The organism is Nocardiopsis sp. NPDC055824 (genome assembly GCF_053616335.1).
This window is the reverse complement of the sequence record NZ_JBSHDN010000010.1, coordinates 48152-74495: the sequence shown is the minus strand read 5'-3', so window position 1 is coordinate 74495 and position 26344 is coordinate 48152. Positions and strand designations below refer to the sequence as shown.

The following is a 26344-nucleotide window of genomic DNA, read 5'->3' as shown; positions in this document are numbered from 1 at the left end:
CCCCGCGCCCCGTGCGCTAGGCCGGGTCGCCGTAGACGATGCCCCGGCCGTTGGTGCCGATGTAGACCCGGCCGTAGACGTTCGGGTCACCGGTCACCACGGCCCCCGTCCAGCCCCACTGGTGCCGGTCGTCGTTGATCCGGACCCAGGTCGCGCCCGCGTCGTCGGAGCGGAAGATCCCCCGCACGCCGTCGATCCGCGAGCTGGTGTAGACCGCCGGGTAGTCGGACCCCGGCGCGGGGGCGCCGAAGCCGACCGCGTCGCCCTCGTCCACCGCCTCGACGCGCTCGAAGGACGTGCCCGCGTCGGTGGTGCGCCACATCCCGTAGTCGTCGCCGGCCCCTCCGGCGACCCACACGTCCCCGGTGTGGCCGGGCACCGCTCCGAAGCGGATGTTGCCCTCGGCGGGCAGGCCGTCGAAACGCGCCGTGAAGGCGGCCCCTCCGTCCGTGCTGGTGTAGAAGGTTCCCCCGGCCACCGCGTAGAACACGTCCGGGTCCACCCTGTCCGCCTCGACCCGGGCCCCGGCCGGGACCCCGGTGGAGGCCGTCCACGACGAACCGCTCGTGGTGGACACGTGCACCCCCGTCCCGTCCGGGCTCCAGACGATCGACGAGCCGTCGGCCCCGACCGCGACCGTGCCGCCGCCGGTCACCCCGGCGGGCTCCTGTCCCGCCCACCAGCTGTCGCCGCCGTCGGTGGACAGGCCGATGGCGGCGTCGTCCGCTCCGCCGCCGACCCTCGCGATGGTCGCGGGGGCGAGTTCGGCGAAGTCGAGAGCGGTCCCTGCGCCCCAGTGGGGCTCGTGGAACATCCGGTCCGGGACGGTGTCCAGGTCCTCGTGGGTGAAGCCGCCGAGATCGAGCATCGCCGAGTGGAGGGGCGCCCCCTCGGGCGGGCTGATCAGGTCGTTGACGGCGGTCTCCTCGATGCCGTGGGCCTTCACCTCGATGTCGAAGACGGTGTCGTCGTCCCAGTTGGTGAGGTTGTCGCTGCCGTAGACGGTGGCGCCGGTGCCGTACATGAACCGGTCGGAGTCGAACGGGTCGATGGCCATGGCCTGGGTCATCCAGCCGAGCTTGGGCTGGGTCTCCGGGGGCGTCCCGGCGCCTCCCCAGTCGAGCCAGGGCGCGGTGGAGATGTCCATGTCGTAGCGGGTCTCGCGCTCGGGGTAGGAGCTGTACTCCCATGCCTGGGTCCAGGTCTGGCCCCGGTCGGTGCTGCGGTAGATCTGGATGTCCGGCCACCAGGAGATCTGGGTGGCGACCATCAGCGTGTCCGGGTCCTGCCGGTCGACGGTGAGTCCGCCGTAGCCGAAGTAGTTGTCCGCGGAGTCGGAGGGCACGGGGCTGATGCGCGTCCACCCGCCGCCGGCGGTGTCGAACCGCCACACGTCGCCGGAGTCGCCGTCGTAGGGGCCGGGCGTGCTGGTGGTGGCGAGGTAGAGCTGCCCGCCCTCGTGGTCCACGACCGCGTGCGCGGGCAGGAACCCGGTGGGCGCCCCGGGGACGGGTTCCCAGCTCTGTCCGCCGTCCCGGCTCCGGTAGAGGGGGTCGTCGAGGTCCCCGACGCCCGCGTAGACGTCCTGGGTGGGCTCGCCGGGCGTGCCGCTGGACGGGTCGAAGACGACCCAGGTGACCCCGGTGACGTCGCTCGCCATCCCGGTGCCGTCGGAGGGGTCCTGAACGTAGTCGCCGGGGTTGGGGAACTCCTCCACCTCGGCCCAGGTCACACCGAAGTCGGTGCTGCGCCACAGCCCGTGGCCGCCCCGGGCCCCGAAGTACACGATGCTGTTGTCGTTGGGGTCCACGGCGAGGCGTTCGCCCAGGCCGCGACCGGGCATGTTGCCGCCGAGCTTGAACGGCAGCTCGGTGGCCTCCCAGGTCTCGCCCCGGTCGTCGGAGCGCAGGATGGCCCCGTTGTTCGGGTCCCAGTCGTTGGTGTAGGTGCCCGCGGCCGCGTAGACGCGGTCGGGGTCGACGGGGTCGGTGGCGATGCTCACCACGCCCGTCCAGCCCCAGTCGTCCCAGCCCACCCAGTCGAGCAGGGGGTCCCAGCGCTCGGTGGCGGTGTCCCAGCGGTAGGCGCCGCCGATGTCGGTGCGGGCGTAGGCCAGGCCGGGTTCGGTCTCGCTGAAGACGATGCCGGGGACGAACCCCCCGCCGGCGATCTGCGCGTTGTCCCACGTGTACGCGTCCTGTGCGGGGGACGGCCCGGAGGGGGCGGCGTCGGCGGTGGTCACGGCGGCCGCGGCGGCCGTCGCGGCGAACACCGTCGCGGCGGCGGCGGCCAGGAACCGCCGCGAGCGGGTGGAGAGTTCGGGGGGTTCGGACGGTTCGGGGGGTCCGGACGGGTGCGGAGGCATGTGCGGGCTCCTCGGTGGGGGGAAACGTCCGCCGCCGGGAAATCCGGGGCCCGGGGGCAGGCGCGAATTCACCATGAGTCTGATGAGGCGACCAAGTAGCGGCAAGGGGTGTTGTGGCATTAATTTCGAAGCGCTTCGACTACGGCGCGGAACCGCCTCCCCGCGCCCGGCCCCGCCGGTCCTGGGGACACGTGGACGGAGTGCCCGCGGGCCCCGCGCCGGGACGGCGGGCGCCTCCGGCGCCGGCCCCTCCCCCTCAGGGGCGCGGCCCGGAGCGGCCCGGGGAGGCGCCCGCGGGGCCGTGGCCGACCCCCGTCCGGAAGACGACCCCGACGGCCCGTTCCGGTCCGACCCGGACCGTGCGCCGGGTCCCGTCGGGGAGGCCGACCACGACGGTGCGCGGCTCCACCGAGCGCAGCTCGGCGCGGGCCGCGCCGCCCTCCCAGTCGAGGCTGTCGACGATGATCCCGCCGCGCGCCCGCAGGCCCTCGACCCGTCCGCCCGGCCAGTCCGGGGCCAGTGCGGGAAGGAGGTCCAGGCGGCCCTCGCAGGAGCGGACGAGCATCGCGGCGACGACCGCCGGGAACCCGCCGCCGATGTCCACGTTGAACAGCGCTCCCCTGTTGTGGGTGGGGACCAGGGTGGGCCGCCAGTAGCGGGTGGCGAGCAGGCCGAGGGTTTCGTGCGCCTCCCCGGCCAGCCCCAGGTTGGCCGCCGCCAGCCCCAGCTGGACGAGGCCGAACGCCATCTCGTCGGCCTCCTGGCCGCGCCACCATCCGAGGCGGGCGCGGACCGCGCGGACCGCCGCCGCCCGCAGGCGGGGCGAGGCGAGAGCCGGGTCGGTCTCGTACCAGAGCGGATAGAGGTGGGAGGCGTGGCGGTGGGCGTGGTTCTCGGTCTGCTCGACCGCCCCGGGGACCGCGGGTCCGGCCCACTCGGCGAGTTCACCGCCGCGGGCGACCCGGTAGCCGGGCAGGCGGGCCCCGAGCTCCAGCCAGCGGCGGGCGCCGCGGTTCCTGCGGCCTCCGGGCGCGGACCCGTCGAGGACGCGGTGGGCGCGTACGAGGTTGCGGACCAGGTCGCGGGCGGCGGCGACGTCCATGGTGGCGTTGACGGCGGCCTGGCCGTCACCGTCGCCGGGGGTGTTCTCCGGGGAGTAGGAGGGGACGAGGCCGTCGGCGGTGACGAAGTCCTCGTAGAACTCCCCGGCCGCGGTGAGGAAGGGCAGGGCCCGGTCCCGCAGGAAGGCGCGGTCGCGGGTGTGGGAGTAGTGGTCCCAGTAGAGGCGGGACATCCACGCGGCTCCCGCCGTCCAGCAGGTGAGGCACCACTCGGGGCCGAAGTGGTTGTGCCGCCCGGAGGTGGAGGCGTGCGCGGGGAGCACCGCCCCCCGGCAGCCGTGGAGGCGGCGGGCGTTCTCGGCGAGGTCGTCGGCCATGCCGTCGAGGAGGTCGAACACGCCGGTCATCAGCTCGGGCGTGCCGGTGGCGTGGAGGGCGGCGACGGCGGAGGGGAGGTTGCCGTCGAAGGTGTACCCCGAACGCCACGGCGGGTCGTAGGTGCCGCTCCACACCCCCTGGAGGGTGGGCGGGAGGTCGCCGCAGCTGGAGATGACGGCGTACCGTCCGGCGTCGACCAGGCGGGCGATCAGGTCGGGGGTGGGGCCCGCCTCCAGGAGGTCCTCGCCGAGGGGCGCTCCGCCGGCCCCGCCGACGGCGGCGCCGTCGCGGTTCCCGGCGCGCCCGGGGGCGGGGCGTCCTCCGGAGCCGCCGAGGCGGAGCCGGAACCGGTCCATCAGCTCACCGTGCACGTCCCGGTTGCGGGCGAGGATCCCCTCGAAGTCCACGGCGGGGGGAGCGCCGGGAGCACCGGAGGCCGGAGTGCCGCGGGGGACGCCGGGCCCGGCGGTCCCCGGGACGGCCGGCACGGGCGGGACGCCGACGGCCCCGTGGTCGGACGGGGGCCCCGGGCGGGACGGGGGCCCCGGTGCCGGTGGCGGCCCGGGGGCGGGCACGTGCACGCGGGCGAGCAGCCTGACGCGGGTGGCGCCCCGGAGTTCCAGGCCGTCCTCCACGACGCGGACGCTCCCGCCCTCGGCGACGACGTCGCAGGTCACCGTGTACCCCGGCAGGGTTCCGGGCGGGCGTTCGGGGAAGCCGACGCGCAGCGCCATCAGCCCGGGGGCCGTCTCGGACTCCACCGCCAGACGGACCGGCGGGCTCTCCTCCAGGAGGGTGAGACGCAACAGCCCGTCCAGTCCGCCCCCGCCGGTCCCGCCCTCGGAAACGGCCGCGGCGGGCACGTACCCGGGGTCCGCCGCACCGCCCCCGGCGCGGTCGCCCGCCCCCGGGCCGTCACCGGGTCCCGCGCCCGTGAGCGCCCCGGCGGAGGTGATCTCCACGGCCACCGCGTGGTCGGGGCGGGAGGCGAGGACCCGGTGCACGACACCGCCCGGCAGGTCCTCGGTGACCAGGCCCGTGTCCAGGTCGCACCGGCGCTCCACCGGGCCCGACCGCGGCCTGAGCGGGACGAACGACAGCACGGCCGCCCCCACCAGCGGGTCGATCCACCGGGTCTGCGCGTACCCGGGGTCCTCCTCGGCCGCCGTCCGGACGATGAGCGCGGCGGCCTCCCGTGAGCGCCCGCGGAGCAGGAGCCGCCGGACCTCGGGCAGGACCCGGGAGGTCCGCGGGGCGGGCAGGGACTCCGTGACGGGCAGGAACAGCCGTTCGTGGCTGAGGGTGACGCGGGTGCGGCCGGCCGTGGAGTGCACGAGCGCGCCCAGGCGCCCGCTGCCGGTGACCAGCGCGTCCTCCCAGTCCGCGACCGGGTGGCGGGTGCGGACCTGACGTGTCGCGAACATGCGGGCTCCTCGCGTGGGGGTGTCGCCGGGGGACGCGGTATCGCCATACTTTGTTGGCCCACGCGCCGAACCGGCCCGCGCCCACCCTAGGAGGAGCCCCCATGCCCACCCCGCCGTCGCCTCCCCCGGACCGCCCCGACCCGGCGGGAAGCCCGCACGGGGCCCCGCCGCCGGCACCGCCCTCCACCCCGCCCGCAACGCCTCCCGCCGCGCAGCCCCCCGCCCCGGCGGCCGCGGTCCCTCCCTCCTCCCGGCCCGCGGCCGCGCCGCCCACGACCCCGCCCGTCACACCCCCCGTGGCGCCCCCGGCCCGGCCCGCGGCCTCTCCCGGCGCGCCCTCCGCCCCGGTCTTCCGTGCCGCCCCGTCGTCCCCGCTGTGGTTCGGCGGCGACTACAACCCGGAGCAGTGGCCCGAGAAGGTCCGGGAGGAGGACGTCGACCTGATGCTCCGCGCCGGGGTCAACCTGGTGACGGTGGGCGTCTTCTCCTGGGGCCTCCTCGAACCCCGCGAGGGCGAGTACCGGTTCGAGTGGCTGGACCGGACCATGGACAGGCTCGGCGAGGCCGGGATCGGCGTCGCGCTGGCCACGCCGACCGCGTCCCCCCCGCCGTGGTTCACCCTCGCGTACCCCGACGCGATGCCGGTGACCGCCGACGGCACCCGGCTCACGCACGGCAGCCGCGACACCTACGACGTGTGCGCCCCGGCCTACAGGGAGGCTTCGGCACGGATCGCGCGCGCCCTGGCGGAGAGGTACGCGGGCCATCCTGCGCTGCGGATGTGGCACGTCCACAACGAGTACGGGTCGTGGTCGCACTCGGACCACACCGCGCGGGCGTTCCGCGACTGGCTGCGCAGGCACCACCACGACCTGGGAAGGCTCAACGAGGCGTGGACGACGGCGTTCTGGAGCCAGCACTACTCGGAGTGGGAGCAGATCCTGCCGCCGCGCGCCACGCAGTACCTGCCGAACCCGGCGCACGTGCTGGACTTCCGGCGGTTCCTGTCCGACGAGATGCTCGACCACTTCCTCGACCAGCGCGACGTGCTGCGCGAGGTGCGCCCGGACGTGCCGGTGACCACGAACCTGGCGTTCGGGGACTGGGTGCCGGTGGACCCGTGGCGCTGGGCGGAGCACCTGGACCTGGTGGCGGTGGACGACTACCCCAGCCTGACGGGGCAGGGCGGCGCGGAGCAGACCGCGTTCGCGGCCGACCTGGCGCGCTCGTGGGCGGCCCGGGTCCCGGGAGGGGGCAGGCCGTGGCTGCTGATGGAGCAGGCGGCGGGTGTGACCTACACGGGCGAGCTGACCCGCCCGAAGAGCCCCGGCGAGACGGTGCGGCACAGCCTGGCGCACGTGGCGCGGGGGTCGCGGGGGGCGATGTTCTTCCAGTGGCGGGCCTCCCGGGGCGGCGCGGAGCAGTGGCACTCGGGGATGGTGCCGCACGCCGGCCCGGACTCGCGGATCTTCCGCGAGGTGTGCGAGCTGGGAAGCCTGTTGCCCCGTGTGGCTGAGGCGAGCGAGGCGGAGGTGGTCGCGGACGCCGCCGTCACCTGGGACCCGGAGTCCTGGTGGGCGCTGGGAAGCCCGTCGCTGCCCTCCCGGAGCGTGGACTACCTGGAGTCGGTGCGCCAGGTGCACCGGGTGCTGTGGCGGTCGGGCCGCACGGTGGACTTCGTGCGCCCCGACCGGGAGCTGCCCCGGGTCCCGCTGCTGGTGGTCCCCGCCCTGTACCTGCTGTCGGACGCGGCCGCGGAGCGGTTGGCGCGCTACACCGAGGGTGGCGGGACCCTCGTGGTGACCTACCTGAGCGGGCTCGCCGACCCCTCCGGGACGGTGCGGACCGGCGGGTACCCGGGGGCGCTGCGGGACCTGCTGGGGGTGCGGGTGGAGGAGATGTACCCGATGTTCGCCGGGGAGACGGTCGGCATGGACCTGGGGATGGTCCGCGAGGAGGTGACGACGTGGAGCGAGCACGTCCACCTGGCCGGGGCGGAGGCCGTGGCCAGGTACGCGGGCGGGCCCCTGGACGGGTTCCCGGCCGTGACGCGGCGGCGCTACGGGGCCGGTGAGGCCTGGTACGTGTCGGCCCGGCTCTCGGACCGCGGGTTGGGCCGGGTGGTCTCCGAGGCGGCGGGCACGGGCCCGTTCCCCGAGGACGGGTTGGACGTGGTGCGCCGGGTCGGCCCGGACGGGGCGTGGGTGTTCGTGACCAACCACGACGACCGGCCCCGGCGCATCGACCCGGCCCGGCTGGGGTTGGGGCCGGACGCCGTGGACCTGCTGTCGGGTGCGTCGGCGAAGGGGTTGAACCTGCCGGGGGGCGGGGTCGCCGTCCTGCGCGGGCATCCGGTCACCGGCTGACCGGTGCGGGGCGGGACCGCGCCCCGGCGCCGCCCCCGCCCCGCACCGGCCCACGGCGGGAACGGGTCCGGAACCCGGCCGGGCGGGGCGGGTCCCCGCCACCGGACCGCACAGGGCCCCCGACACCGGACCGCCGCACCGTTGACATTTAGTTGTCTGTCTAGACAAACTGATCGGAGGCCCCTACCCCCAGGAGACACGTCATGAGCGACTACCGGCCCGTGCCCGCGGACAGGTTCACCTTCGGCCTGTGGACGGTGGGCTGGCGCGGCGTCAACACGTTCGGCGACGCGGTGCGGCCCCCCCTCGACGGCGCCGACGCGGTACGCGCGCTCGCCGGCCTCGGCGCCCACGGGATCACGTTCCACGACGACGACCTCGTCCCGCCCGGGAGCTCGGACTCCGACCGCGAGGCGATCCTCAAGCGGTTCCGGGCCGCGCTGGAGGAGACCGGGCTCGCGGTGCCGATGGTGACCACGAACCTGTTCACGCACCCGGTCTTCCGGGACGGCGGGTTCACCTCCAACAGCCGGGACGTGCGCCGGTACGCGATCCGCAAGGTGATCCGCAACATCGACCTGGCGGTGTCCCTCGGCGCCGAGACCTACGTGTGCTGGGGCGGCATGGACGGCGCGGAGTCGGAGGCGGGCAAGAACGACCACGCGGCCCTGGACCGGCTGCGCGAGGCGTTCGACATCCTGTGCGGATACGTCATCGACCAGGGCTACGACCTGCGGTTCGCGATCGAGCCCAAGCCGAACGAGCCGCGCGGCGACGTGCTGCTGCCGACGGTCGGGCACGCGCTGGCGTTCATCAACGAGCTGGCGCACCCGGAGATGGTGGGCGTGAACCCGGAGGTCGGACACGAGCAGATGGCCGGGCTGAACTTCACGCACGGCGTGGCCCAGGCGCTGTGGGCCGGGAAGCTGTTCCACATCGACCTCAACGGGCAGCGCGGGGTGAAGTACGACCAGGACCTGAGGTTCGGCGCGGGGGACGTGAAGGAGGCGTTCTTCCTCGTGGACCTGCTGGAGAGCGCCGGGTACGAGGGCCCCCGGCACTTCGACTTCAAGCCGCCCCGGACCGAGGACATGAGCGGGGTGTGGGAGTCCGCCTCGGCGTGCATGCGCAACTACCTGATCCTCAAGGAGAAGGCCGCGGCGTTCCGCGCGGACCCGGAGGTCGTGGCCGCACTGGAGGCCTCGCGCGTGCCGGAGCTGTCGGTGCCGACGCTGGGCCGGGAGGAGAGCCTGGCCGACGTCCTGGCGGAGGAGATCGACCTGGCGGAGGTCGGGGAGCGCGGTTACCACTTCGAGCGCCTGGACCAGCTCGCCCTGGAGCACCTCCTCGGCGTCCGCTGACGCGGCCCCGGGCCGGGCACCGCGGAGCGCGGAGGGCTCCTGCCGCGGACGGGCCGACGGGTGTTCGCGGTGGAACCGGGCCGACCGGGGCAGCCGTCCGGCAGAGGGGCGGCGTGACCTCGGGCGAGTACGGGAAGCGACCGCGCCCTGACGCTCCGGGAGGGGACTTTGGTCACCGGCACAGGCGGTGACCTGCGGGTAGCCTGGTCGAGCAGAACACGACCGCCCCCTGCCAACAGCCCTGGCAGGGGGCGGAACTGTGTGCGGGACTACTGACCGCTGAGTGCGAGACGCAGTGCGTCCCATTCGCGGACCGGCACCGACAGGTGGCCGGACCCGCGGTTCTGCGTGTCGCGCAGGAGCACGCGCGAGGCGGCGGAAACGGTCCGGGCCTCCACGCAGTGGCCGCCGTTGCCGTTGCCGTAGCTGGACTTCTTCCAGGTCTCGCCCATCGCGTGAACGCGTGCCTCCACGCAGTTCCCGCCGTCGCCGTTGCTGTAACTGGACTTCTGCCAGCTCTGGCCCATCATGCGCTATCGCCTCGAATCTGTTCCATCAGAGACCGTGATGCGGGAACCGGCAGGGCGGCGCTCCTCAGCTCCGCGAAGGTCCGGTCGTAGCTGGCCACGATCTCCGGTTCCTTGAGGGACATGCCCGCTTTGTGGCCTTCGACGTAGGCGAAAGTGCCACGGTCAGGGGCAGAACTAAGCATAAACGCGCCCCCCAGACCGGCGTGGCCCTCTGTGCACATCGGGACGACCTGGAGGGTGATCCGGGGCCGGTGCGACGCCTTGATCAGATGGGTGATCTGGGCCGGCATCACGCCGGGGTCCGAGAAGCGGCGGAGCAGCAGCGTCTCGTCCAACAGCACCGTCACCCTGGGGGGATGGGGTCTCTTGAGGATCTCCTGCCGTTTCAGCCGCGCCGCGACGATCTGCTCGATGGCGTCCGGGGAGGCGTGCGGCGAGCCGATCTGGATGACGGCCCGGGCGTACTCCGCCACCTGGAACAGGCCGGGAACCAGCCCCAGCGCGTACTCCCGGATCTCCACCGCGACCTGCTCCGCCTCGGCGACATCGCGGAAGTAGGTGTTCATCCCGGACGGCGAGAAGGCCGTGTCCCAGGAATTGACGAGAACGTCGTGTGCGATAAGCGCCCTGTCGATGCGTACCACTTGCTCACGCCGTGTCCCTTTGATACCACGTTCCAACTCGCTGACCGTACTCTGGGCGATCACGGCAGCCCGAGCCAGTTCGTGTTGCGTCATACCTGCTTGCAGGCGGTATTTGCGCACCAGTAGACCGAACCGCTCGCGTGCGGAATCCACTTCTCCACACCTCATCGCTCATATCGCTGGATTATCGTTTGTCATCGCACGGCATACGAAAGGCAACGTCTTTCCTAATGAATGTAGACCAGGAAATGCCACAAGTGGAAGAGTCGTCGCCGGGAGGGGCCCGGACCGGCCACGATGCGGCGGCACGGGGTGCTCCCGGCCACCCGTCCACCGGTCGGGAGGTGCGCATCCGAGCCGGAAGGACCGGACACGCGGGGCCGCTTCGTCCACCGAGGAACAGGGTGGGGCGGCCCCCCGGCACGAGTTGGCCCGGAGGCCGGGGACGCAGACGGCCGCCGGGACCAGGGCCCACCTGATGACAGAGACCACGAGGTGAGACGTATGCAGCCTGCCGCCGCACCCCCGGCGCCTCCAGGCCCGGACCCCGAACCCGTTCCGTACCCGCACCGCCTCCGCTTCGAGGAGCGCCACCGGAGCGGCATCGCCCTCGGCCCCGAACCCGACTACCGGACCCTGGACTCCTGGGTGCGCGGAACCGTCCTCGGCCCCGCCTCGGACAGGGTCGCACGCGTCACGGCCGCCCTCGTCTCGAACGCCCACCGCCACTCCCTCAGCGGCGAACCGGGCGGAAGCGTACGCATCGTGATCGACCAGAACCCGTTCCTGCTCACCGTGCGCGTGACGGACGACGGCCCCCGGCCCGGCGCGGAAGTGCCGTATCCGCGCCTGGGAGAGCCCGGCCGGGCCCCGCTCGCCGGCCTGCGCCTGGTCGACGAGCTGACCGTGTACTGGGACTGGGAGTGGGAGTGGCGGGGCACCACGATGGGCCCGCTCACGATCCGCGCCGTGGTCGAGACCCCCTGAGCCGGGTGCGGCGGTCGAGCCCCCACGGCCCCGCCGCCGCATCCCCGCGCACCGACGCACCCGCAGACGCGGGAACCGCACCCGCACCGCCCACCGACCGAGGAGACCGCTCCGTGCCCGCCCCTTCGTCCCTGCCCGACCTCATGGACACCGCCGAGGACCTCCTCACGCCCGGCGAGGTCGCCCGCCTGTTCCGCGTGGACCCCAAGACCGTCGCCCGCTGGGAGAAGGACGGCCGCCTGTCCTCGGTCAAGACCCTGGGCGGACACCGCCGCTACCCCAGGTCGCAGATCACCCACGTCCTGCACGCGGGGACGGGCAGCGGCGAGGTCGTCCGCGCCCTGGAGCAGGTCCACGCCCTCGCACTGGAGGTCGGGGCGGTGGGCGACGCCGGACACATCGCGGCCCTCATCGAAACCCTGCGCACCGGCCACCGCTGACCGCGCCGGGCGGGAACACGTACCACCGGGCCCCGCTGCCGCATCGCCCGGGCCGTGGCCGGGGCCCACAGCCGGAAAAGGTCCCCATCCCCCACACTGTTAACAAAAGTGGCCAATACCGACACCAAGCATTGCCGGGGCAGGGACGGGAGAACCATTCCTTCTTTTCCGAACTCCCTGAACTGCGAGAATCCGAAGGGGCATGATTTTTTTCGCCTCTTCCACGAAAAGCAGCCTCCCCCTCGCCTTTCTCCTCTATCCTGTGACCGAACAGGCATCCCCATCCGCACAATGCCCCGACCGCGTTTGATCGGCACCCGGCGCCGGGGACGGCGAGCCCGACCCCTTTCACCCGAAAGGATTGTCGGCCCGCACCGTTCGGCGCCGTTCTGCCCCGGGCGGGAGCGCGGTGTTCAGGGCCGGGGCGCGGTGCTCTGCCTCGTGGTCAGCCTCGGCACCTGGAGGGTCACCCCCGGGTGCGCGGGCCCCTCGATCTTGTCCATGAGCAGGCCGACGGCACGGGCGCCGACCTCCTCGGCGGGGAGGTCCACCGAGGTCAGCGGCGGGACTCCGGGCGGCACCGGCCCGATGGCGACGACGGACAGCCCCGGGACGGTGCGCCCGTGCTCCGCGAACGCCTCGAGCAGCGGGCCCACCGAGGGTTCGTTGTGCACGATGAGGCCGGTGACCCCGGGGTGCTCCCCGACCAGCGTGCCGACGACCTCGCGGACGGTGTCGGGGGAGCAGGGGTGCGAGGTGGCGACGACCCCGCGCTCGGCCGCCGCCTCCTCGAACCCGGCGACGGTGCGCTCGGCGAACCCCGTGCGCCGCTCGTACACCGACGGGGGCTGGCCGACGAACGCCACCTCGGTGTGTCCCAGGTCCGCCAGATGGTGCACGCATGCCGCACCGGCGGCCGCGAAGTCCAGGTCCACGCAGGTCAGACCCTCGGTGTCCTCGGGGACCCCGATCAGGACGGACGGCAGGTCCAGGGAGCGCAGGACGGGCACGCGCGCGTCGTCGGCCTCCACGTCCATGACGATCACGCCGTCCACCATCGCGCTGCCGGCGACCCGGCGCAGCCCGTCGGGCCCCTCCCCCTGGGTGAGGAGGAGGACGTCGTGGTCGAAGGCGCGGGCCGCGGTGACCACGGAGACCGCGAAACGCATCGCGACGGGGACGTGGACGTCCTCGCGCAACGGGATGACCAGGGCGATCACGTTGCTCCGGCGGCTGGCGAGCGAACGGGCGCCGGCGTGGGGCTGGTAGCCGAGCGCGTCGATGCTCTCCCGCACCCGGCGCGTGGTGGCCTCGGAGATCGAACGCTTGCCGCTGAGGACGTAGGAGACCGTGCTGGGCGACACTCCGGCGTGCCGGGCCACATCGGAGATCCGCAAGTGCCGTCCCGTCCATTGTCGAACCGGTTCGAAGAGATGTTACGCACCGCGCCGAACCGGCGCAATGCCACGCCATCATGGCACGGAGCCGGTGTTTCCGGGGTGGACCGGGGCGAATCCGGCGCCCGGCGCGGAGGAGGCCGGCCGCGGAACGGCGTGCCGATCGGGGCCGCGGGTCGGGAGCCGGACGCGCATGCGGTGCCGGGGTGGAGGCCGGTGCGGTCCCCTGTGGCCGGAATCAGCCAGAACCGGGTACGGAGCACACACCCGTCGTTAGGGTCGGGATGTCCTGCCCCTCGGAGGCCCCATGTCCAGCACCCCCCTGCTCACCGTCCTCCTCTCCGCGCTGACCGTCCTCCTGTTCGCGGTCCTCGGCCTCGTGGTCCTGGTCCTCGCCTTCGCGGTGCCGTCCGGCCGCAAGGGGCTGGTGGCCGCGAGCGGCTCGCTCATCACCGTCGGAGCGCTCCTGGGCGGGCTCGTCCGGGCCGGCGGCCACTACGTCTTCACCGACCCCGGGTACGGCGCCGTCCCCCCGCTCCTGTTCACCCTGGTCTCCCTCGTGCCCGGCCTCGTGTCCGCGGCGGGGCTGCTCCTCCTGGTGGTCGCGGCGACCAGGCGCGTCCCGGACCCGCACGGTCCCCCCGGAACGCCGCATCCCCCTGTCCCTCCGACACACCGGGCGTCCTGAGGAGGCCGACGTGTACATCCTGAGCATCCTCGTCACCGGCGTTGTCGTCGCGGGACCGGTCGCGGCGGTCGGGGTCGTCGCCCTCGTGCGCGCCCGCAGGGCGCCCCGCTCCCCCGGCACGGTGCGGACCGCCGGCGCCCTGTTCCTCGCCGCCGCCCTCCTCCAGGCCGTCGGCGCCCTCCTCCCCCCGGTACTCATCGCCTCGGGGCTGCCTCCCGACCGGTACCTCCTGCTCAGCGGCATCGCGCCGATGGCCCTCGACGTCCTCGACGCCCTGCTGGTCTGCGGGGCCGTCGTCCTGCTGGTCGTCGCCCTGATGCGGGCGGGGCCCGGTCCGGCGCGGGGACCCGGGTACCCGGGGGCGCCGGCCCCGGGGCCGGGACGGCGACCGCGTCCGGGTCCCCGGGGGCGGCCGAGCCCCGGCCACGCGGCTCCGGGCCGTGCGGCCTCCGCCGGGTACGGCCCGCAGCCGGTGTACGGCGCTCCGGGCCCAGGCGTCCCGGGCCCCGACCGCGGTGTGCCGTACGGCGACCGCGGCACGGACACCGGCGGGAGCGGTGGCGACGGCGGCGGTTCGGGCTGGGGCGGCGGTGACGGCGGCGGACACAGCGGCGGCGGTGGCGGAGGAGGCGGCGGGGACGGAGGAGGAGGCGGCGGGGACGGAGGAGGAGGCGGCGGGGACGGAGGAGGAGGCGGCATGTGACCGCCCCGAGCGGGTGCGGGGCCGGGGCAACGGGTGACGTCCCCCGGCCGGGCTCCGCCCCGGCCGACCCCGGACACCCGCGCCGACGGACCGGCGCACCCCCTCCTCCGGCCGCCGGGTCCGCTGCCGGGGGCGGGCGTGACCGCTACCGGGCCGGATCCTCTCCGGCACGCCGCTCGTAGCGCGAGCGGGCCAGGCTGTGGGCGGTGACCAGCAGGTCCCGCACGGCCGGCTCCGTTCGCGGACCCGGTTCGACCACGGACAGCCACCCCAGTGCCCCGTAGACGGGGTGGGGGACCAGGGCGTCGGTCTCGCTCGGGTCGGCCCCGTCCGCGGCCGCGTCACGCGGCTGGCGTCCCGTCCGCTCGACGAAGGCGTCCTTGCCGGCGGAGATGTTCAGGCGGAAGGCGCCGGGGCGGTCCAGGCGCGACGACGTGTCCTCCGGGTAGTCCTTCGTCACGATCGTCGCGAACGGCTGGGTCGTCCGCGGGACCTCGCCGTCGGGAGCGTAGTAGAAGAACGTGTCGCCCCAGCTGAGCTCGGGCGAACCGTCCCCGGGCCCGGGCCGGAGGGTCAGAACCCCGTCGAGGCCGCCGACGAATCCCATGATCTCTTCTGTGGTCATGCCTTCTAGTATTTACTTCATGTGCTTGTGGAGACTTGGCCCCAAGGAAGCCCAGGCAGTCCGGTGAGAAGTCGCAAGTCGGCTGTTCTGCGAACCGTGGACGTCGCACGCCGTGCCGGGTACTCGGTCCAACAGGTGCGCAACCTCGAACGGGACGGTGTGCTGCCGCCGATGCCGCGCACCGGGTCCGGCTACCGGGTCTACGACGCGTCGCACGTGGGTTCCGCGCTCGCCTACCGGGCTCTCGCGCACGGCACGGGGCCCGTGGAGGCCAAAAGGATCATGCGGGCGGTGCACGCGGGCCCCGGCTCGGAACCGCTCGCACTGCTCGACGCGGCGCACGCGCGGCTCCACACCGAGCGCCGGGACCTCGCTCTGGCCAGGACGGCCGCCGGCCTGATCTCCGCCGAACCGATCGGTGACGTGCGCCCCTCGGACGCCATGGGCATCTCCGAGCTCGCCGCCGCACTCGGCGTGCGCCCCTCGACACTGCGGCACTGGGAGGCCGAAGGCCTCGTCGCGCCGCCCCGCTCCTCACCGCGCGGTCCGCGGCGGTACCTCCCCGACGACGTCCGTGACGCGCGGATCGTCCATCAGCTGCGCCTGTCCGGCTACCGTGTCGCCACGCTGCGGGCGATGATGCCCGAACTGCGGCACGCCCGCCGGTGGGAGGAGGTGGCGACCGCGCTGGACGCCCGGGACGCGAGCATCGACGCCCGGTCGAGGTCCCTCCTCGACGGCGCCGCCGCCCTCGCCGCGCTCGTCGTCCGGGTGGGGGAGCGGCCTCCCGGGGCGGACGGGGACCGGCGCGGGTGAAGCGGGCCCCGTGCGCCGCCGGCCACGGGGGTGGGGGTCCCCCGCCCCCTCCCCTCCCCCCGCCCCCCGTTCCTCAGTCCTCCAGCCGGATCGTGCCCGCGCCGCCGTCGATCGTGATGGTCCCTCCGTCACGGACCAGCTCGGTGACGCCGGGCACGCAGATCACGCAGGGGATGCCGTACTCCCGGGCCACGGTCGGTCCGTGCGCCACCGTCGAACCGGTCTCCACCACCACCCCGCCCGCGGTCATGAACAGCGGTGTCCATCCCGGGTCGGTGGTGGGCGCGACCAGGATCTCCCCCGGCCCCAGCGACGCCCCGACCGGGTCGTGGACCACCCGGGCCACACCCGTCGCGGTGCCGGCGGACGCGGCCACCCCGAACAGCACACCGTCTCCCGCGTCCCCCGTGGAGAGGGCGGGGAGGGTCGTCTCCACGTCCGTCCCGTCGGACAGCAGCACGGGGGGCACCCTGCGGCGCCGCCGCTCCCGCGTGTACACCGCCCGGCGCTCGGCGACGAGCTGTCGCCGGTCCGCCCCGTCCAGCGCCGCCCGGGCCTCCTCCAGATCGAGGAACATGATGTCGTCGGGAGCGTCCAGCCTCCCCTCGGCCACCAGGGCCTCCCCGACCAGGAGGAGCTGGCGCCGCATCTCCCCGATCGCGAACAGCCACGCGAACTTGGGGTACTCGCGGAGTCCGGACAGTGCGCGCGCCCGGTCGAAGAAGAACGCGGCCAACCGGGCCCGCACCGGTCTGGACTCCATCGCGCGGCACACCAGCTCGTCCCGCATGCGTTCGGCCTCCGCCGCCGCGCGGGCGAAGCGCCGGTCCGGCGCCTGGTCGGGGTCGTCCACCCGCAGGTAGTTGGCGATCACCCCGAACAGCGGCGCGGGGTCCTCCGCCCAGCGGGGCACGCCGACGTCGATCTCGGCCGCGCCCCGGTGGCCGTAGCGTTCCAGGAAGCCGCCGAGCCCGAACTCGGGCAGCTCCCCGGCGCGGTACAGCTCGGCCAGCCGCCCGGGGGGCGTCTCCCCGAGCAGGGCGCGGTGGGGGCCGGCCTCCTCCGCGAGGCGCCACAGCGCCAGGTCCATCTCCGTGGTGACGTTGTGCGGCATGCCCCCGAGGACGGTGGCGACCTCCCCCGGGGCCGCCACGCCCCGGAGCAGGAGCTCGGGTGCCTTGGCGGAGAGGATGCCGGTGTACAGGGCCCCCAGCATGGGGGTCATACCGCCCGTCATCACCGGGACCTGAACCCCCTCCGCGAAGGCCAGGCGCTCGCCGGCCGTGACGACGCCCCTGGAGGACTCGGCGATCTGCCGTCGGATCTCGGGCCCGGCCCGCAGGACCCGGCGCCTGGCGTCGTCGGGGAAGGCGAGGGCGGTCGCCGCCCCCGCGACGAAGTCGCGTGTGAGCGGCGCGACCCCGGCGACGATCCGGGCCACGGCGCGCGGGTCGACGCGCCCGCCGCGCCGGGGCGCGAACCGGGGGTCGGCGAGGAGCGCGCGCACGGACGCGGCGGTCCGGGGGCCGTAGACGTTCATCAGCCCCGGCAGGAGACCCCGGATCACCCGGTTGCGCAGGAACGGCGTGAGGTCGAGGTAGAACCTCCCGCCCACCTCGGCGACCGACCGCTCCCACGCGCCGCCCCTCGACGCCCCCACCGCGCGGAACCACGCGAGGCCGGCCACCCGGAGCCCGGAGAACCCCATGGGGGTGAAGGGCCGCAGCATGCCCTGCATGTTGCCGGACTCGAGGTAGGCGCGCGGCCCGTCGGAGGGCGGGGGGAGGGGGAACAGGGTGGTGATCGGGCGGGACTGGAGGATCCAGGCGGTCCCGTCGTGGTCGACGGCCCACTCGACGTCCTGCGGAGCGCCGAAGTGGGCCTGGAGCCGTGTGCCCGCGGCCCGGAGCCCGTCCACCTCCCCGGGGGAGAGGCAGCCGTCCGGGGGCCCGTCGGTGCTCCCGTCGGGGCGGACGACGTAGTGGTCGGGCTCGGCCCTGCCGTCCACGACGGCCGTGCCGAGCCCCGGCACGGCGTCGAGGACCGTCTCCCCGCGGGTGCCGGTGACCGGGTTGGCGGTGAACAGCACCCCGGCCGCCCGGGGGCGCACCATGCGCTGGACGATGACGGCCATGCGCACGGAGGCGTCGTCGATGCCGAGGTCGCGCCGGTAGGCGACGGCGCGGTCCGTCCACAGGGAGTCCCGGCACCGCCTGACGGCGTCGAGCACGTCCTCGACGCCCTCGACGTCGAGGTAGGTGTCCTGCTGTCCGGCGAAGGAGGCTTCCGGCAGGTCCTCGGCGGTGGCGCTCGACCGGACGGCCACGGGCCCGCCGCCGAGTGCCGTGTAAGCGGCGGCCACCTCGTCCTCGGGCACCGCCCCGGAGGCGTGCGCCGCGGCGGTCACGCAGAAGCCGGGTGGAACCCTCTCACCCGCCCTGATCACCTCGCCGAGCCCGGCGGCCTTGCCGCCGACCGGCCCGGCCGGGTCCGCGTCGATCCGATCCAGTGGAATCACCGGCACGGCCGTCACCTCCGTCTTCCCGTCCTCCTCCATCCTTCCCCGCGGGAGGGGGGTGCACCGGGTTTTCCACAGGACGGGTTCGGGTCGTCGCCCCCTCCCCCGTCGCCGGGCGGGCCGGGACGGGAGGGGAGGGCCCCGCCCCCGGCTCCCCGGGGAGGGGGCGGCTCCGCCGCGCACGGCGAGGGGAGGGCGGCGGCCCGGAAGGCACGGCACCGCGGAATCCATGGAAGCCGCGGGAGCCGCGGACGGACCGGGGCCGCCCGTACCGGAGGGGATACGGGCGGCCCGGCCTCACCGCACGTCCTCCAGCTCCTGGAGGAGGCGGCGCCTGGAACGGGCCCCGACCATCGTCATCACGGGCGCGCCGTCGCGGAAGACGAGCATCGTGGGCGTCCCCATCACCCGGTAGGCGCGCGTGGTCCCGGGGTTGGCGCCGACGTCCAGCCTGACCACCCTGATCCGGCCGGCCGTCTCGGCGGCGACCGCGTCCAGCACGGGCACCATCTGCCTGCACGGCGGGCAGTGGTCGGAGGTGAACTCCACCAGGACCGGCCGGTCCGCCCCCAGCACCTCGTCGTCGAAGGTCGCGTCCGTGACCTCGTCCAGCCCGGTCGTACCGTTCATCCGTGTCCCCTCGTCTGGCACAGCGGCTCGGGCGCGGCGGACCTGTCCGCCTCGGCCCGGGCCAGCTGTGCGCCCACCTGGGCGCGTACCGCCCCCAGCCGTCCGATCAGCGCGTCGAGCTCGGCCAGTTTGTCGCGGTAGACGTCGAGCGAGGCGGGGCAGGAATCCCCTGTCGGGTTGCCCTCCCGCAGGCACTCCACGAACGGCCGGGTCTCCTCCAGTCCGAAGCCGAAGTCCTGGAGCGTGCGGATCTGCTCGACCAGCCGCAGGTCCTCGTCGTCGTAGACGCGGTAGCCGTTGACCGCGCGGCGGGTGGGGAGCAGCCCCCGGGACTCGTAGTACCGCAGGGTCCTCGTGCTGACCCCCGCGCGTTCCGCGAACTCTCCGATGCGCATGGACGCCACGCTAGACCTTGACGTCCGCGTCAGGGCAAGGGAGTTCGGGGCCGGTCCGCCCTGCCGCGGCCGGGGCGGGGACGGGAGGAGGACCGGGGACAGGACCGGGGCGGGCGCCGGGACGGGAGGAGGGCCGGGGCGGGACCCCGGGTTCAGGCGGGGCGGTGGTACACCAGCGAGTACCGCCAGAACAGCAGCCTGCGCAGCCGGGCCCCGGGCAGGTGCCTGTCGACCGCCTCGGCGATCTGGCCCATGTCCATGTCGGGCTCGCGGACGGGCATCTCGGCCGTGGGCCCCACCTTGTGCAGGTCGGGCGTGCCGGTGAGGACGCGCGCCAGTCCCAGGCCGACGCCGATCGCCCACTGCGGGCCGAGCGCGGCCAGGCCCACGGCCGCGTCGGTCCCGCCGCGCTCCCGGTAGTGGCCGAGGACGGCCAGGGTCCCGCCGGGGGCGAGGGCGGACGCCATCCGTTCGAGGGACGGCCCGAACGGCATGTGGTGGATGCTGGAGACCGCGCTGACGAACCCGTACCCCGCCGGGTCCAGTTCGGCCTCCTCCAGGGAGGCCACCCTGTAGTCGACCGGCAGCCGGGGCGGTGTCAGCGTCCGTGCGAGGTCGATCATCCGGCTCGCCGGGTCGATGGCGTCCACGGCGAACCCCCGGGTCGCGAGGACCCGGGCGAACCTGCCGCCGCCGCAACCGACGTCGAGGGCCCGGGGCCGCGCGCGGAGCGCGTCGCGCGAGGGCCCCGGGGCGCCCCGGCGGCCGGCGGGCGGGCCGTGCCCGGGCACCTGGCGCAGGAGGTGATCGTGGTAGTGGCTGTTGTGGTCCCACGAGAAGTCGACGGGACCCAGGGGGAGAAACCGGCTCATGCGGCCGGAGACTACCCGGCCTGCCGCTTGGCCTCCAGTGCCTCCATGGCAGCGACGGCGGTGGCCACGGTCTGGTGGACCGGGACCTGGCGGTGCAGGCCGACCAGGCGGACGACCTTGGTGACGCGTTCGTTGAGGGCGGCCAGTGCCAGCGATCCGCCCATCTCGCGAACGGTCCGGTAGGCGTTGATGATGACGTTCAGGCCGCTCGAGTCCATGAAGTCCAGACCGGACAGGTCCAGGATCAGCCACGGACCGTGGTCCTTGACGGCGGACTGGACGTGTTCCTGGAGGTCGGCGGCGGTCGCGATGTCGAGTTCTCCCTCGATCGCGACGATGACGCTGCGGCTCTCTACCCGCGTGCTCAGCCCAAGCCTGTGCACGTTCACTCCTCCCGGCCCCACATTGAGATGGTGAGGGGTCCCTCGCTTAACCATACGCAGACAGGCGAGTCGCGCCCACCCGGCCCGGCGCCACTCCCACAGAACCGGACCACCGGGGGCAGGACGCTTGCGCGTCCGCGAGTCTGGTAGGTCGTTGGACACACACGGTATAAGCGAACCGCCCGTTCGGGAATGGCATAGGGCAAGAAATTTTCGCCTCGTGGGCACGAACCTCCCTCCGGCCAGGTGGTATCACCCGTTTACGCTGGGTCATTTCACGACATGGAGCCCCTGCGGCCGCACCCGCGTCGAGCACCGGCGCCGAGACCCCCGATCCGGTCACCGTGTGTTCACCCCTTCGGGGAAGCGTCACCCTGGGTGAAGGCCTCCAGCAGGGTGAGCGCCGCGAGGGTCGCCGTCGTCTCCCCCGAGCGCACCCCCTCCTCCGTCCCCGGGATGAGGGAACTCACCCCCGGGTCCCTCAGGAACGAGTCCATCAGCCTGTCCCGCACCTGGTCCCACATCCAGCTGACGCCCTGGTCCCGGCGGCGCTCCCCGAGGGCGCCGTCGGCCTCCAGCGTCCGGCGGTGCCGCAGGACCGCCTCCCACACCTCGTCCAACCCGTCCCCGGTGAGGCCGCTGCACGTCAGCACCGGCGGGCGCCACCCCGGGTGCACCGGCTGGAGCAGGCGCAGCGCGCGCGACAGCTCGCGGGCCGCCTTGCGGGCGTCGTCGGCGTGGGGTCCGTCGGCCTTGTTGACCGCGGCCACGTCGACCAGTTCGAGCACGCCCTTCTTGATGCCCTGGAGCTGGTCGCCCGTGCGGGCCAGGGTGAGGAAGAGGAAGCAGTCCACCATGGCGGCCACGGCCACCTCGGACTGGCCGACGCCCACCGTCTCGACGAGGACCACGTCGAACCCGGCCGCCTCCATCAGCAGCATGGTCTCCCGGGTCGCCCGGGCGACGCCGCCCAGCGTCCCCGCCGTGGGCGAGGGCCGGATGAACGCGTTCGGGTCGACCGCCAGGCGGGCCATCCGGGTCTTGTCCCCCAGGATGCTCCCGCCCGACCGCGTGGACGACGGGTCGACGGCGAGGACGGCCACGCGGTGCCCGGCGCCGGTCAGCCGGGTGCCCAGCGTGTCGACGAAGGTGGACTTGCCCACGCCCGGCACCCCGGTGATCCCCACGCGGTGGGCCTTCCCGGTGTGCGGGAGCAGCCGGACGAGGAGTTCCTGGGCGGACCGGGCGTGGTCCGGACGGCGTGACTCCACCAGGGTGATCGCCCGTGCCAGCGTCGGCCGGTGCCCGGACAGGACCCCCTCGGCGAGGGCGGCCACGTCGACCGGCCGCCTCCCGCCTCCGCGCGCCCCCGGTGCGGATCCCTCGTCGCCCACGCCTTCTCCCCTTCCGGCCCCTCGGCCCCCGTCGCCGTGCCGCCCGCGCTGCCGACGGCCCGCTACAGCTCCTCCCCGTGGCCCCCCAGCCGCTCCTCCAACTGGTCGAGCAGGTCGACGGCGGCCTCCGCGATGACCGTCCCCGGGGGGAAGATCGCCGCCGCGCCCGCCTCGCGCAGGGCCGAGAAGTCCTGCGGGGGGACGACCCCGCCGACCACGACCATGATGTCCTCCCGCTCCAGGGCGGCCAGCTCCTCGCGCAGGGCCGGCACCAGGGTCAGGTGCCCCGCCGCCAGCGAGGACACGCCGACCACGTGCACGTCGGCCTCCGCGGCCTGGGCGGCGACCTCGGCCGGGGTCTGGAACAGCGGACCGACGTCCACGTCGAAGCCCAGGTCGGCGAACGCGGTCGCGATGACCTTCTGGCCGCGGTCGTGGCCGTCCTGCCCCATCTTGGCGACCAGGATCCGGGGGCGGCGGCCCTCCGCCTCCGTGAACTCGTCCACCCTCCGGCTCACGCGCTCCATGAGCCCGGCCGCGTCCGCGCTGCCGGCGGCCTCGTTCCTGTACACACCCTGAATCGTACGGATCTGCCCCGAGTGGCGGTCGAAGACCTTCTCCATGGCGTCGGAGATCTCGCCGACGGTGGCCTTGGCGCGTGCCGCGTCCACGGCCGCGGCCAGGAGGTTGTTCGTCAGGGACTCGTCCGCCCTGGACTCGCGTCCCGCCGCCTCCGTGAGGGCGGCCAGGGCGCGGCGCACCCCGTCCTCGTCCCGCTCCTCGCGCAGGCGGCGCAGCTTGTCCAGCTGCTGGGCGCGCACGCTGGAGTTGTCGACCTTGAGGACGTCGATCTCGTCGGCCGTGTCGGGGCGGTACTTGTTGACGCCGATCACGGGCTGGCGGCCCGAGTCGATGCGCGCCTGGGTGCGTGCGGCGGCCTCCTCGATGCGCATCTTGGGCAGACCGGCGTCGATCGCGGCGGCCATGCCGCCCGCGCCCTCCACCTCGCGGATGTGCGCCCACGCCTTCGCCGCCAGCTCCTGGGTGAGGCGTTCGACGTAGTAGCTGCCGCCCCACGGGTCCACGACCCGCGTGGTGCCGGACTCCTGCTGGAGCAGCAGCTGGGTGTTGCGGGCGATCCGCGCGGAGAAGTCCGTGGGCAGGGCCAGGGCCTCGTCCAGGGCGTTGGTGTGCAGCGACTGGGTGTGCCCCTGGGTGGCGGCCATCGCCTCCACGCACGTGCGGGCCACGTTGTTGAACACGTCCTGGGCGGTGAGCGACCAGCCCGAGGTCTGGGAGTGGGTGCGCAGGCTCAGCGACTTGTCCCCGGTCGCGCCGAGGTCCCTGACCAGGCGCGCCCACAGCAGGCGCGCGGCGCGGAGCTTGGCGACCTCCATGAAGAAGTTCATGCCGATCGCCCAGAAGAACGAGAGGCGCGGGGCGAAGGCGTCCACGTCCAGCCCGGACCTCCGGCCGGCGCGGATGTACTCGACGCCGTCCGCGAGGGTGTACGCCAGTTCCAGGTCGGCCGTGGCCCCGGCCTCCTGCATGTGGTAGCCGGAGATGGAGATGGAGTTGAAGCGCGGCATCCGCTGCGACGTGAACGCGAAGATGTCGGAGATGATCCGCATCGAGGGCTGCGGCGGGTAGATGTAGGTGTTGCGGACCATGAACTCCTTGAGGATGTCGTTCTGGATGGTCCCGGACAGCTTCTCCGGGGGGACGCCCTGCTCCTCCGCGGCGACGATGTACAGCGCCAGGACGGGCAGCACCGCCCCGTTCATCGTCATGGACACGCTCATCCGGTCCAACGGGATGCCGTCGAACAGCTGGCGCATGTCGTAGATGGAGTCGATGGCCACGCCCGCCATGCCGACGTCGCCCGCCACCCGGGGGTGGTCGGAGTCGTAGCCGCGGTGGGTGGCCAGGTCGAAGGCGACGGAGAGCCCCTTCTGCCCGGCGGCGAGGTTGCGCCGGTAGAAGGCGTTGGACTCCTGGGCGGTGGAGAAGCCGGCGTACTGGCGGATGGTCCAGGGCTGGTTGACGTACATGGTCGGATACGGGCCGCGCAGGTACGGCGGGATGCCGGGGAGGCCGTCCACGAACTCCAGGCCCGCGCGGTCCGCGGAGGTGTACAGGGGTTTGACGGCGATGCCCTCGGGGGTCTCCCACTCCAGGGCGTCCGCGGCCTTGCCGGTGGCGGACTCGACGGCCTCCCGCCAGGCGGCGGGAGCGGTGGGGACGGCGCCGGACGGTTCCGGGGCGACGGCGGAGAAGTCGGGGATCATGCGTGCGCCCCCTGGGCTTTCGCGGGTGGAACGGGCGGCTCGGTGGCCAGGACGTCGACCAGGTCCGTGAGCAGGGCGACCGCGTCGCAGCCCCGGTGGGCGAAGGCGTCCACCCCGGCCTCGCGGTAGGCGTCGCGCGGCGGTCCCGCGAGCAGCACCCTGCGGGCCCCGGCGCCCTTCAGCGCCCGCGCGACCGCCTCGGCCTGCTCGCCGTACACCCTGTCCGAGGAGCAGATCACCGCGACCCTGCACCCGGAGGCGGCGAACGCCCCGGCGGCGGCGTCGGCGTCGGCCAGCGGTCCGGGTTCATGCACCCCCACGCCGCCCGCGGCGAGGAGGTTCGCGGTGAACGACGCGCGGGCCGTGTGCGCCGCGACGGGCCCGAGCGTGGCCAGGAACGCCGTCGGACGCGTCCCCGTCCTCGCCTCCTGGGCATCGCCGCGGTCCCGCAGCGCCTCGAAGTCCGCGGCGTACCGGCGGACCGGGAACCAGGTCCCGGCCACCGCGGCCGGGTCGGGCTCGCGGACCAGGCGCTTCTCGGCCGGGTCGGGGTACTCGCTGACCCCTGTCAGCGGCGCCCTCCGGTGCGCGAGGTCGCGGCGGCGGCGCTCCCACACCTGGTCGACGCGCTCGCGCAGCGAGCCGTCCGCGACGGCCTCGGCCGCGCCGCCCGCCGCCTCGAGCTCCTGGAAGAACTCCCAGCCCGTCCGGTACAGGTCTCCGGTCAGGGCCTCCACGTAGAACGAGCCCCCGGCCGGGTCGATCACCCGCGCCAGGTGCGACTCCTCGATCAGGAGCGACTGGGTGTTGCGGGCGATGCGGCGGGCGAAGTCGTCCGGCAGGCCCACGGCCGAGTCGAACGGGGCGACGGTGACCGCGTCCGCGCCGCCGACCCCGGCCGCGAAACACGCCACGGTGGTGCGCAGCATGTTCACGTGCGCGTCGCGGCGGGTCATCATCGCCGCGGACGTGGCGGCGTGCAGGCTCATGGAGCGCCGGCCGGCGGGCACCCCGCTGGCGGCGAGCACCTGGTTCCACATGCCGCGGACCGCCCTCAGCTTGGCGATGACGCTGAACTGGTCGGCGTTCGCAGCCAGGCGGAAGCCGATCCGGGAGGCCGCCTCGGCGACGTCCAGCCCGGCCGCGTGCAGGGCCCGCAGGTAGGCGGTGCCCGCGGCGATCGCGAACCCCAGCTCCTGCGCGTCCGAGCCGCCCGCGTTGTGGACGAGGGTGCCGTCCGCGACGAACAGGCCCAGGCCGGGACGCTCCCGGGAGAGTTCGGCGGCGAGGCGGGCCGGGTCCATGACGTCGGGCCGCTCGCCCGCGCGCGCCGCCACGGTCAGGGGGTCGATACCGAGGTGGGAGACGATCCGGCCGTCGGGCACCCCCGCGTCCGCGTGCGCGCCGAGCAGCGCCGCCGCGGCGTCGGCGTGGTCGGCGCCGGGTTCCAGGACGACGGGCGCGAGGTCGAGGTGGACGTCGGCGAGGGCCTCCCCGAGCGCCGGGGGCGGCAGGCCCGCGCCGCCGACGGCGATCCACAGCGAGCCGACACCGTTCATGAGGTCGGCGTGCAGCCGGCGGCGGAGGACGGCCGGGTCGGCGTCGGTGTGGCGGGCGCGGATGTCCCAGCCGTCGGGCCCACTGCCGCCGGGCCGGTAGCCGCGGGTGAAGGGGGGCAGTCCCGGGAAGCCCGGGTCCGCGGCCGGGGGCTCCGAGGTGTAGAGGGGCTCGATGTCGAACCCGTCGTAGGTGTGCGTGGCCAGCGCCGACTCGGGTGCGTCGGCGAGCTTCTCCTCGGGGACACCGCTCTTGCGCAGCACCCCCGCGACGAGTTCCCGCCACCTTTGTGGGGTGGCGTCGGGAAACCCTTCGGCCAGGTTCGGGGCGCCGGTTCCGGCGGCCCCGCTCTCAGGGACGTCCATACACCGGATGGTAGAGAACCGCGTTCGGTCGCGGGGCCCCGGGGCCCGTGCCGGGCGTGTCCGCGCGGCGGCCGGGTGCTGTGCCCGCGCCCGCACAGCTGGCGGGCGAGGAAGCGCCCGGCCCCGCGGCGGAACGCACCCCTGTTCGCGGGGCCGA

At 74.4% G+C, this 26344-nt stretch carries 20 protein-coding genes and 1 pseudogene; 7 read left to right on the top strand and 14 right to left on the bottom strand.

The window, feature by feature from the left end:
• Positions 1 to 16: 16 nt before the first annotated feature.
• Complete coding sequence (locus tag ACWGL3_RS04850; protein ID WP_276567184.1) at positions 17 to 2365, bottom strand: WD40/YVTN/BNR-like repeat-containing protein; 2349 nt, start codon at positions 2363 to 2365, stop codon at positions 17 to 19.
• A 256-nt stretch (positions 2366 to 2621) separates the two neighbouring features.
• Complete coding sequence (locus ACWGL3_RS04845) at positions 2622 to 5228, bottom strand: glycosyl hydrolase family 95 catalytic domain-containing protein (protein ID WP_267947725.1); 2607 nt, start codon at positions 5226 to 5228, stop codon at positions 2622 to 2624.
• A gap of 374 nt (positions 5229 to 5602) precedes the next feature.
• Between ACWGL3_RS04845 and ACWGL3_RS04840 the strand changes: the two genes are divergently transcribed.
• Together ACWGL3_RS04840 and xylA are read left to right on the top strand one after the other, a co-directional pair.
• On the top strand, positions 5603 to 7594 hold the full coding sequence (locus ACWGL3_RS04840; RefSeq protein WP_267950221.1) for a beta-galactosidase: 1992 nt from the start codon (positions 5603 to 5605) through the stop codon (positions 7592 to 7594).
• 203 nt (positions 7595 to 7797) lie between these two features.
• Entirely contained in the window at positions 7798 to 8955 is a 1158-nt protein-coding gene (gene xylA / locus ACWGL3_RS04835) for a xylose isomerase (RefSeq protein ID WP_267947724.1), read from the top strand.
• 269 nt (positions 8956 to 9224) lie between these two features.
• On the opposite strand, the gene ACWGL3_RS04830 is transcribed toward xylA, so the two are convergent.
• Together ACWGL3_RS04830 and ACWGL3_RS04825 are read right to left on the bottom strand one after the other, a co-directional pair.
• On the bottom strand, positions 9225 to 9485 hold the full coding sequence (locus tag ACWGL3_RS04830) for a DUF397 domain-containing protein (RefSeq protein ID WP_344176671.1): 261 nt from the start codon (positions 9483 to 9485) through the stop codon (positions 9225 to 9227).
• On the bottom strand, positions 9482 to 10282 hold the full coding sequence (locus tag ACWGL3_RS04825; RefSeq protein ID WP_267947723.1) for a helix-turn-helix domain-containing protein: 801 nt from the start codon (positions 10280 to 10282) through the stop codon (positions 9482 to 9484). The genes ACWGL3_RS04830 and ACWGL3_RS04825 overlap by 4 nt, the downstream gene beginning before the upstream one ends.
• Before the next feature lie 351 nt (positions 10283 to 10633).
• Between ACWGL3_RS04825 and ACWGL3_RS04820 the strand changes: the two genes are divergently transcribed.
• On the top strand, positions 10634 to 11116 hold the full coding sequence (locus tag ACWGL3_RS04820) for an ATP-binding protein (protein WP_267947722.1): 483 nt from the start codon (positions 10634 to 10636) through the stop codon (positions 11114 to 11116).
• 143 nt (positions 11117 to 11259) lie between these two features.
• A pseudogene (locus ACWGL3_RS04815) lies at positions 11260 to 11421 on the top strand (BldC family transcriptional regulator); the annotation flags it as partial.
• 548 nt (positions 11422 to 11969) lie between these two features.
• Here ACWGL3_RS04815 and ACWGL3_RS04810 read toward each other — a convergent pair.
• Positions 11970 to 12953 (bottom strand): LacI family DNA-binding transcriptional regulator, encoded by a 984-nt coding sequence (locus tag ACWGL3_RS04810; protein WP_267947721.1) that lies wholly within the window; start codon positions 12951 to 12953, stop codon positions 11970 to 11972.
• A 307-nt stretch (positions 12954 to 13260) separates the two neighbouring features.
• Here ACWGL3_RS04810 and ACWGL3_RS04805 point away from each other — a divergent pair, with 307 nt between their 5' ends.
• Positions 13261 to 13641: a hypothetical protein gene (locus tag ACWGL3_RS04805; RefSeq protein WP_267947720.1), complete on the top strand. Its 381-nt coding sequence runs from the start codon at positions 13261 to 13263 to the stop codon at positions 13639 to 13641.
• A gap of 10 nt (positions 13642 to 13651) precedes the next feature.
• Positions 13652 to 14344 carry a hypothetical protein gene (locus ACWGL3_RS04800; protein WP_452460904.1) on the top strand — a complete coding sequence of 231 codons (693 nt, stop codon included), beginning with the start codon at positions 13652 to 13654 and terminating at the stop codon, positions 14342 to 14344.
• A 145-nt stretch (positions 14345 to 14489) separates the two neighbouring features.
• Here ACWGL3_RS04800 and ACWGL3_RS04795 read toward each other — a convergent pair whose 3' ends face one another.
• Positions 14490 to 14969 (bottom strand): DUF6194 family protein, encoded by a 480-nt coding sequence (locus ACWGL3_RS04795; protein ID WP_267947718.1) that lies wholly within the window; start codon positions 14967 to 14969, stop codon positions 14490 to 14492.
• 96 nt (positions 14970 to 15065) lie between these two features.
• Between ACWGL3_RS04795 and ACWGL3_RS04790 the strand changes: the two genes are divergently transcribed.
• Positions 15066 to 15785, top strand: coding sequence for a MerR family transcriptional regulator (locus ACWGL3_RS04790; protein WP_452460903.1), 720 nt, complete (start codon positions 15066 to 15068; stop codon positions 15783 to 15785).
• Positions 15786 to 15858: 73 nt separating this feature from the next.
• Here ACWGL3_RS04790 and ACWGL3_RS04785 read toward each other — a convergent pair whose 3' ends face one another.
• From ACWGL3_RS04785 to ACWGL3_RS04750, 8 genes are all read right to left on the bottom strand, one after another.
• Positions 15859 to 18309, bottom strand: a complete 2451-nt coding sequence (locus ACWGL3_RS04785; protein ID WP_267947716.1) for a PEP/pyruvate-binding domain-containing protein — start codon at positions 18307 to 18309, stop codon at positions 15859 to 15861.
• A 291-nt stretch (positions 18310 to 18600) separates the two neighbouring features.
• Complete coding sequence (locus ACWGL3_RS04780) at positions 18601 to 18933, bottom strand: thioredoxin family protein (protein ID WP_276567183.1); 333 nt, start codon at positions 18931 to 18933, stop codon at positions 18601 to 18603.
• The gene (locus ACWGL3_RS04775) at positions 18930 to 19328 is read right to left on the bottom strand and encodes a MerR family transcriptional regulator (protein WP_267947715.1); all 399 of its coding nucleotides are present in this window, start codon (positions 19326 to 19328) and stop codon (positions 18930 to 18932) included. The genes ACWGL3_RS04780 and ACWGL3_RS04775 overlap by 4 nt, the downstream gene beginning before the upstream one ends.
• Before the next feature lie 152 nt (positions 19329 to 19480).
• Positions 19481 to 20200, bottom strand: coding sequence for a class I SAM-dependent methyltransferase (locus ACWGL3_RS04770; protein ID WP_267947714.1), 720 nt, complete (start codon positions 20198 to 20200; stop codon positions 19481 to 19483).
• An 11-nt stretch (positions 20201 to 20211) separates the two neighbouring features.
• Positions 20212 to 20583: an STAS domain-containing protein gene (locus ACWGL3_RS04765; RefSeq protein ID WP_267947713.1), complete on the bottom strand. Its 372-nt coding sequence runs from the start codon at positions 20581 to 20583 to the stop codon at positions 20212 to 20214.
• Positions 20584 to 20933: 350 nt separating this feature from the next.
• A complete protein-coding gene (meaB, locus tag ACWGL3_RS04760) occupies positions 20934 to 21977 on the bottom strand; it encodes a methylmalonyl Co-A mutase-associated GTPase MeaB (RefSeq protein ID WP_267947712.1) in 1044 nt (347 codons plus the stop codon).
• 62 nt (positions 21978 to 22039) lie between these two features.
• Positions 22040 to 24265, bottom strand: coding sequence for a methylmalonyl-CoA mutase (scpA, locus tag ACWGL3_RS04755; protein WP_267947711.1), 2226 nt, complete (start codon positions 24263 to 24265; stop codon positions 22040 to 22042).
• Positions 24262 to 26187: a methylmalonyl-CoA mutase subunit beta gene (locus tag ACWGL3_RS04750; protein WP_267947710.1), complete on the bottom strand. Its 1926-nt coding sequence runs from the start codon at positions 26185 to 26187 to the stop codon at positions 24262 to 24264. Before ACWGL3_RS04750 ends, scpA begins: the two co-directional genes overlap by 4 nt.
• Between the last annotated feature and the right edge of the window lie 157 nt (positions 26188 to 26344).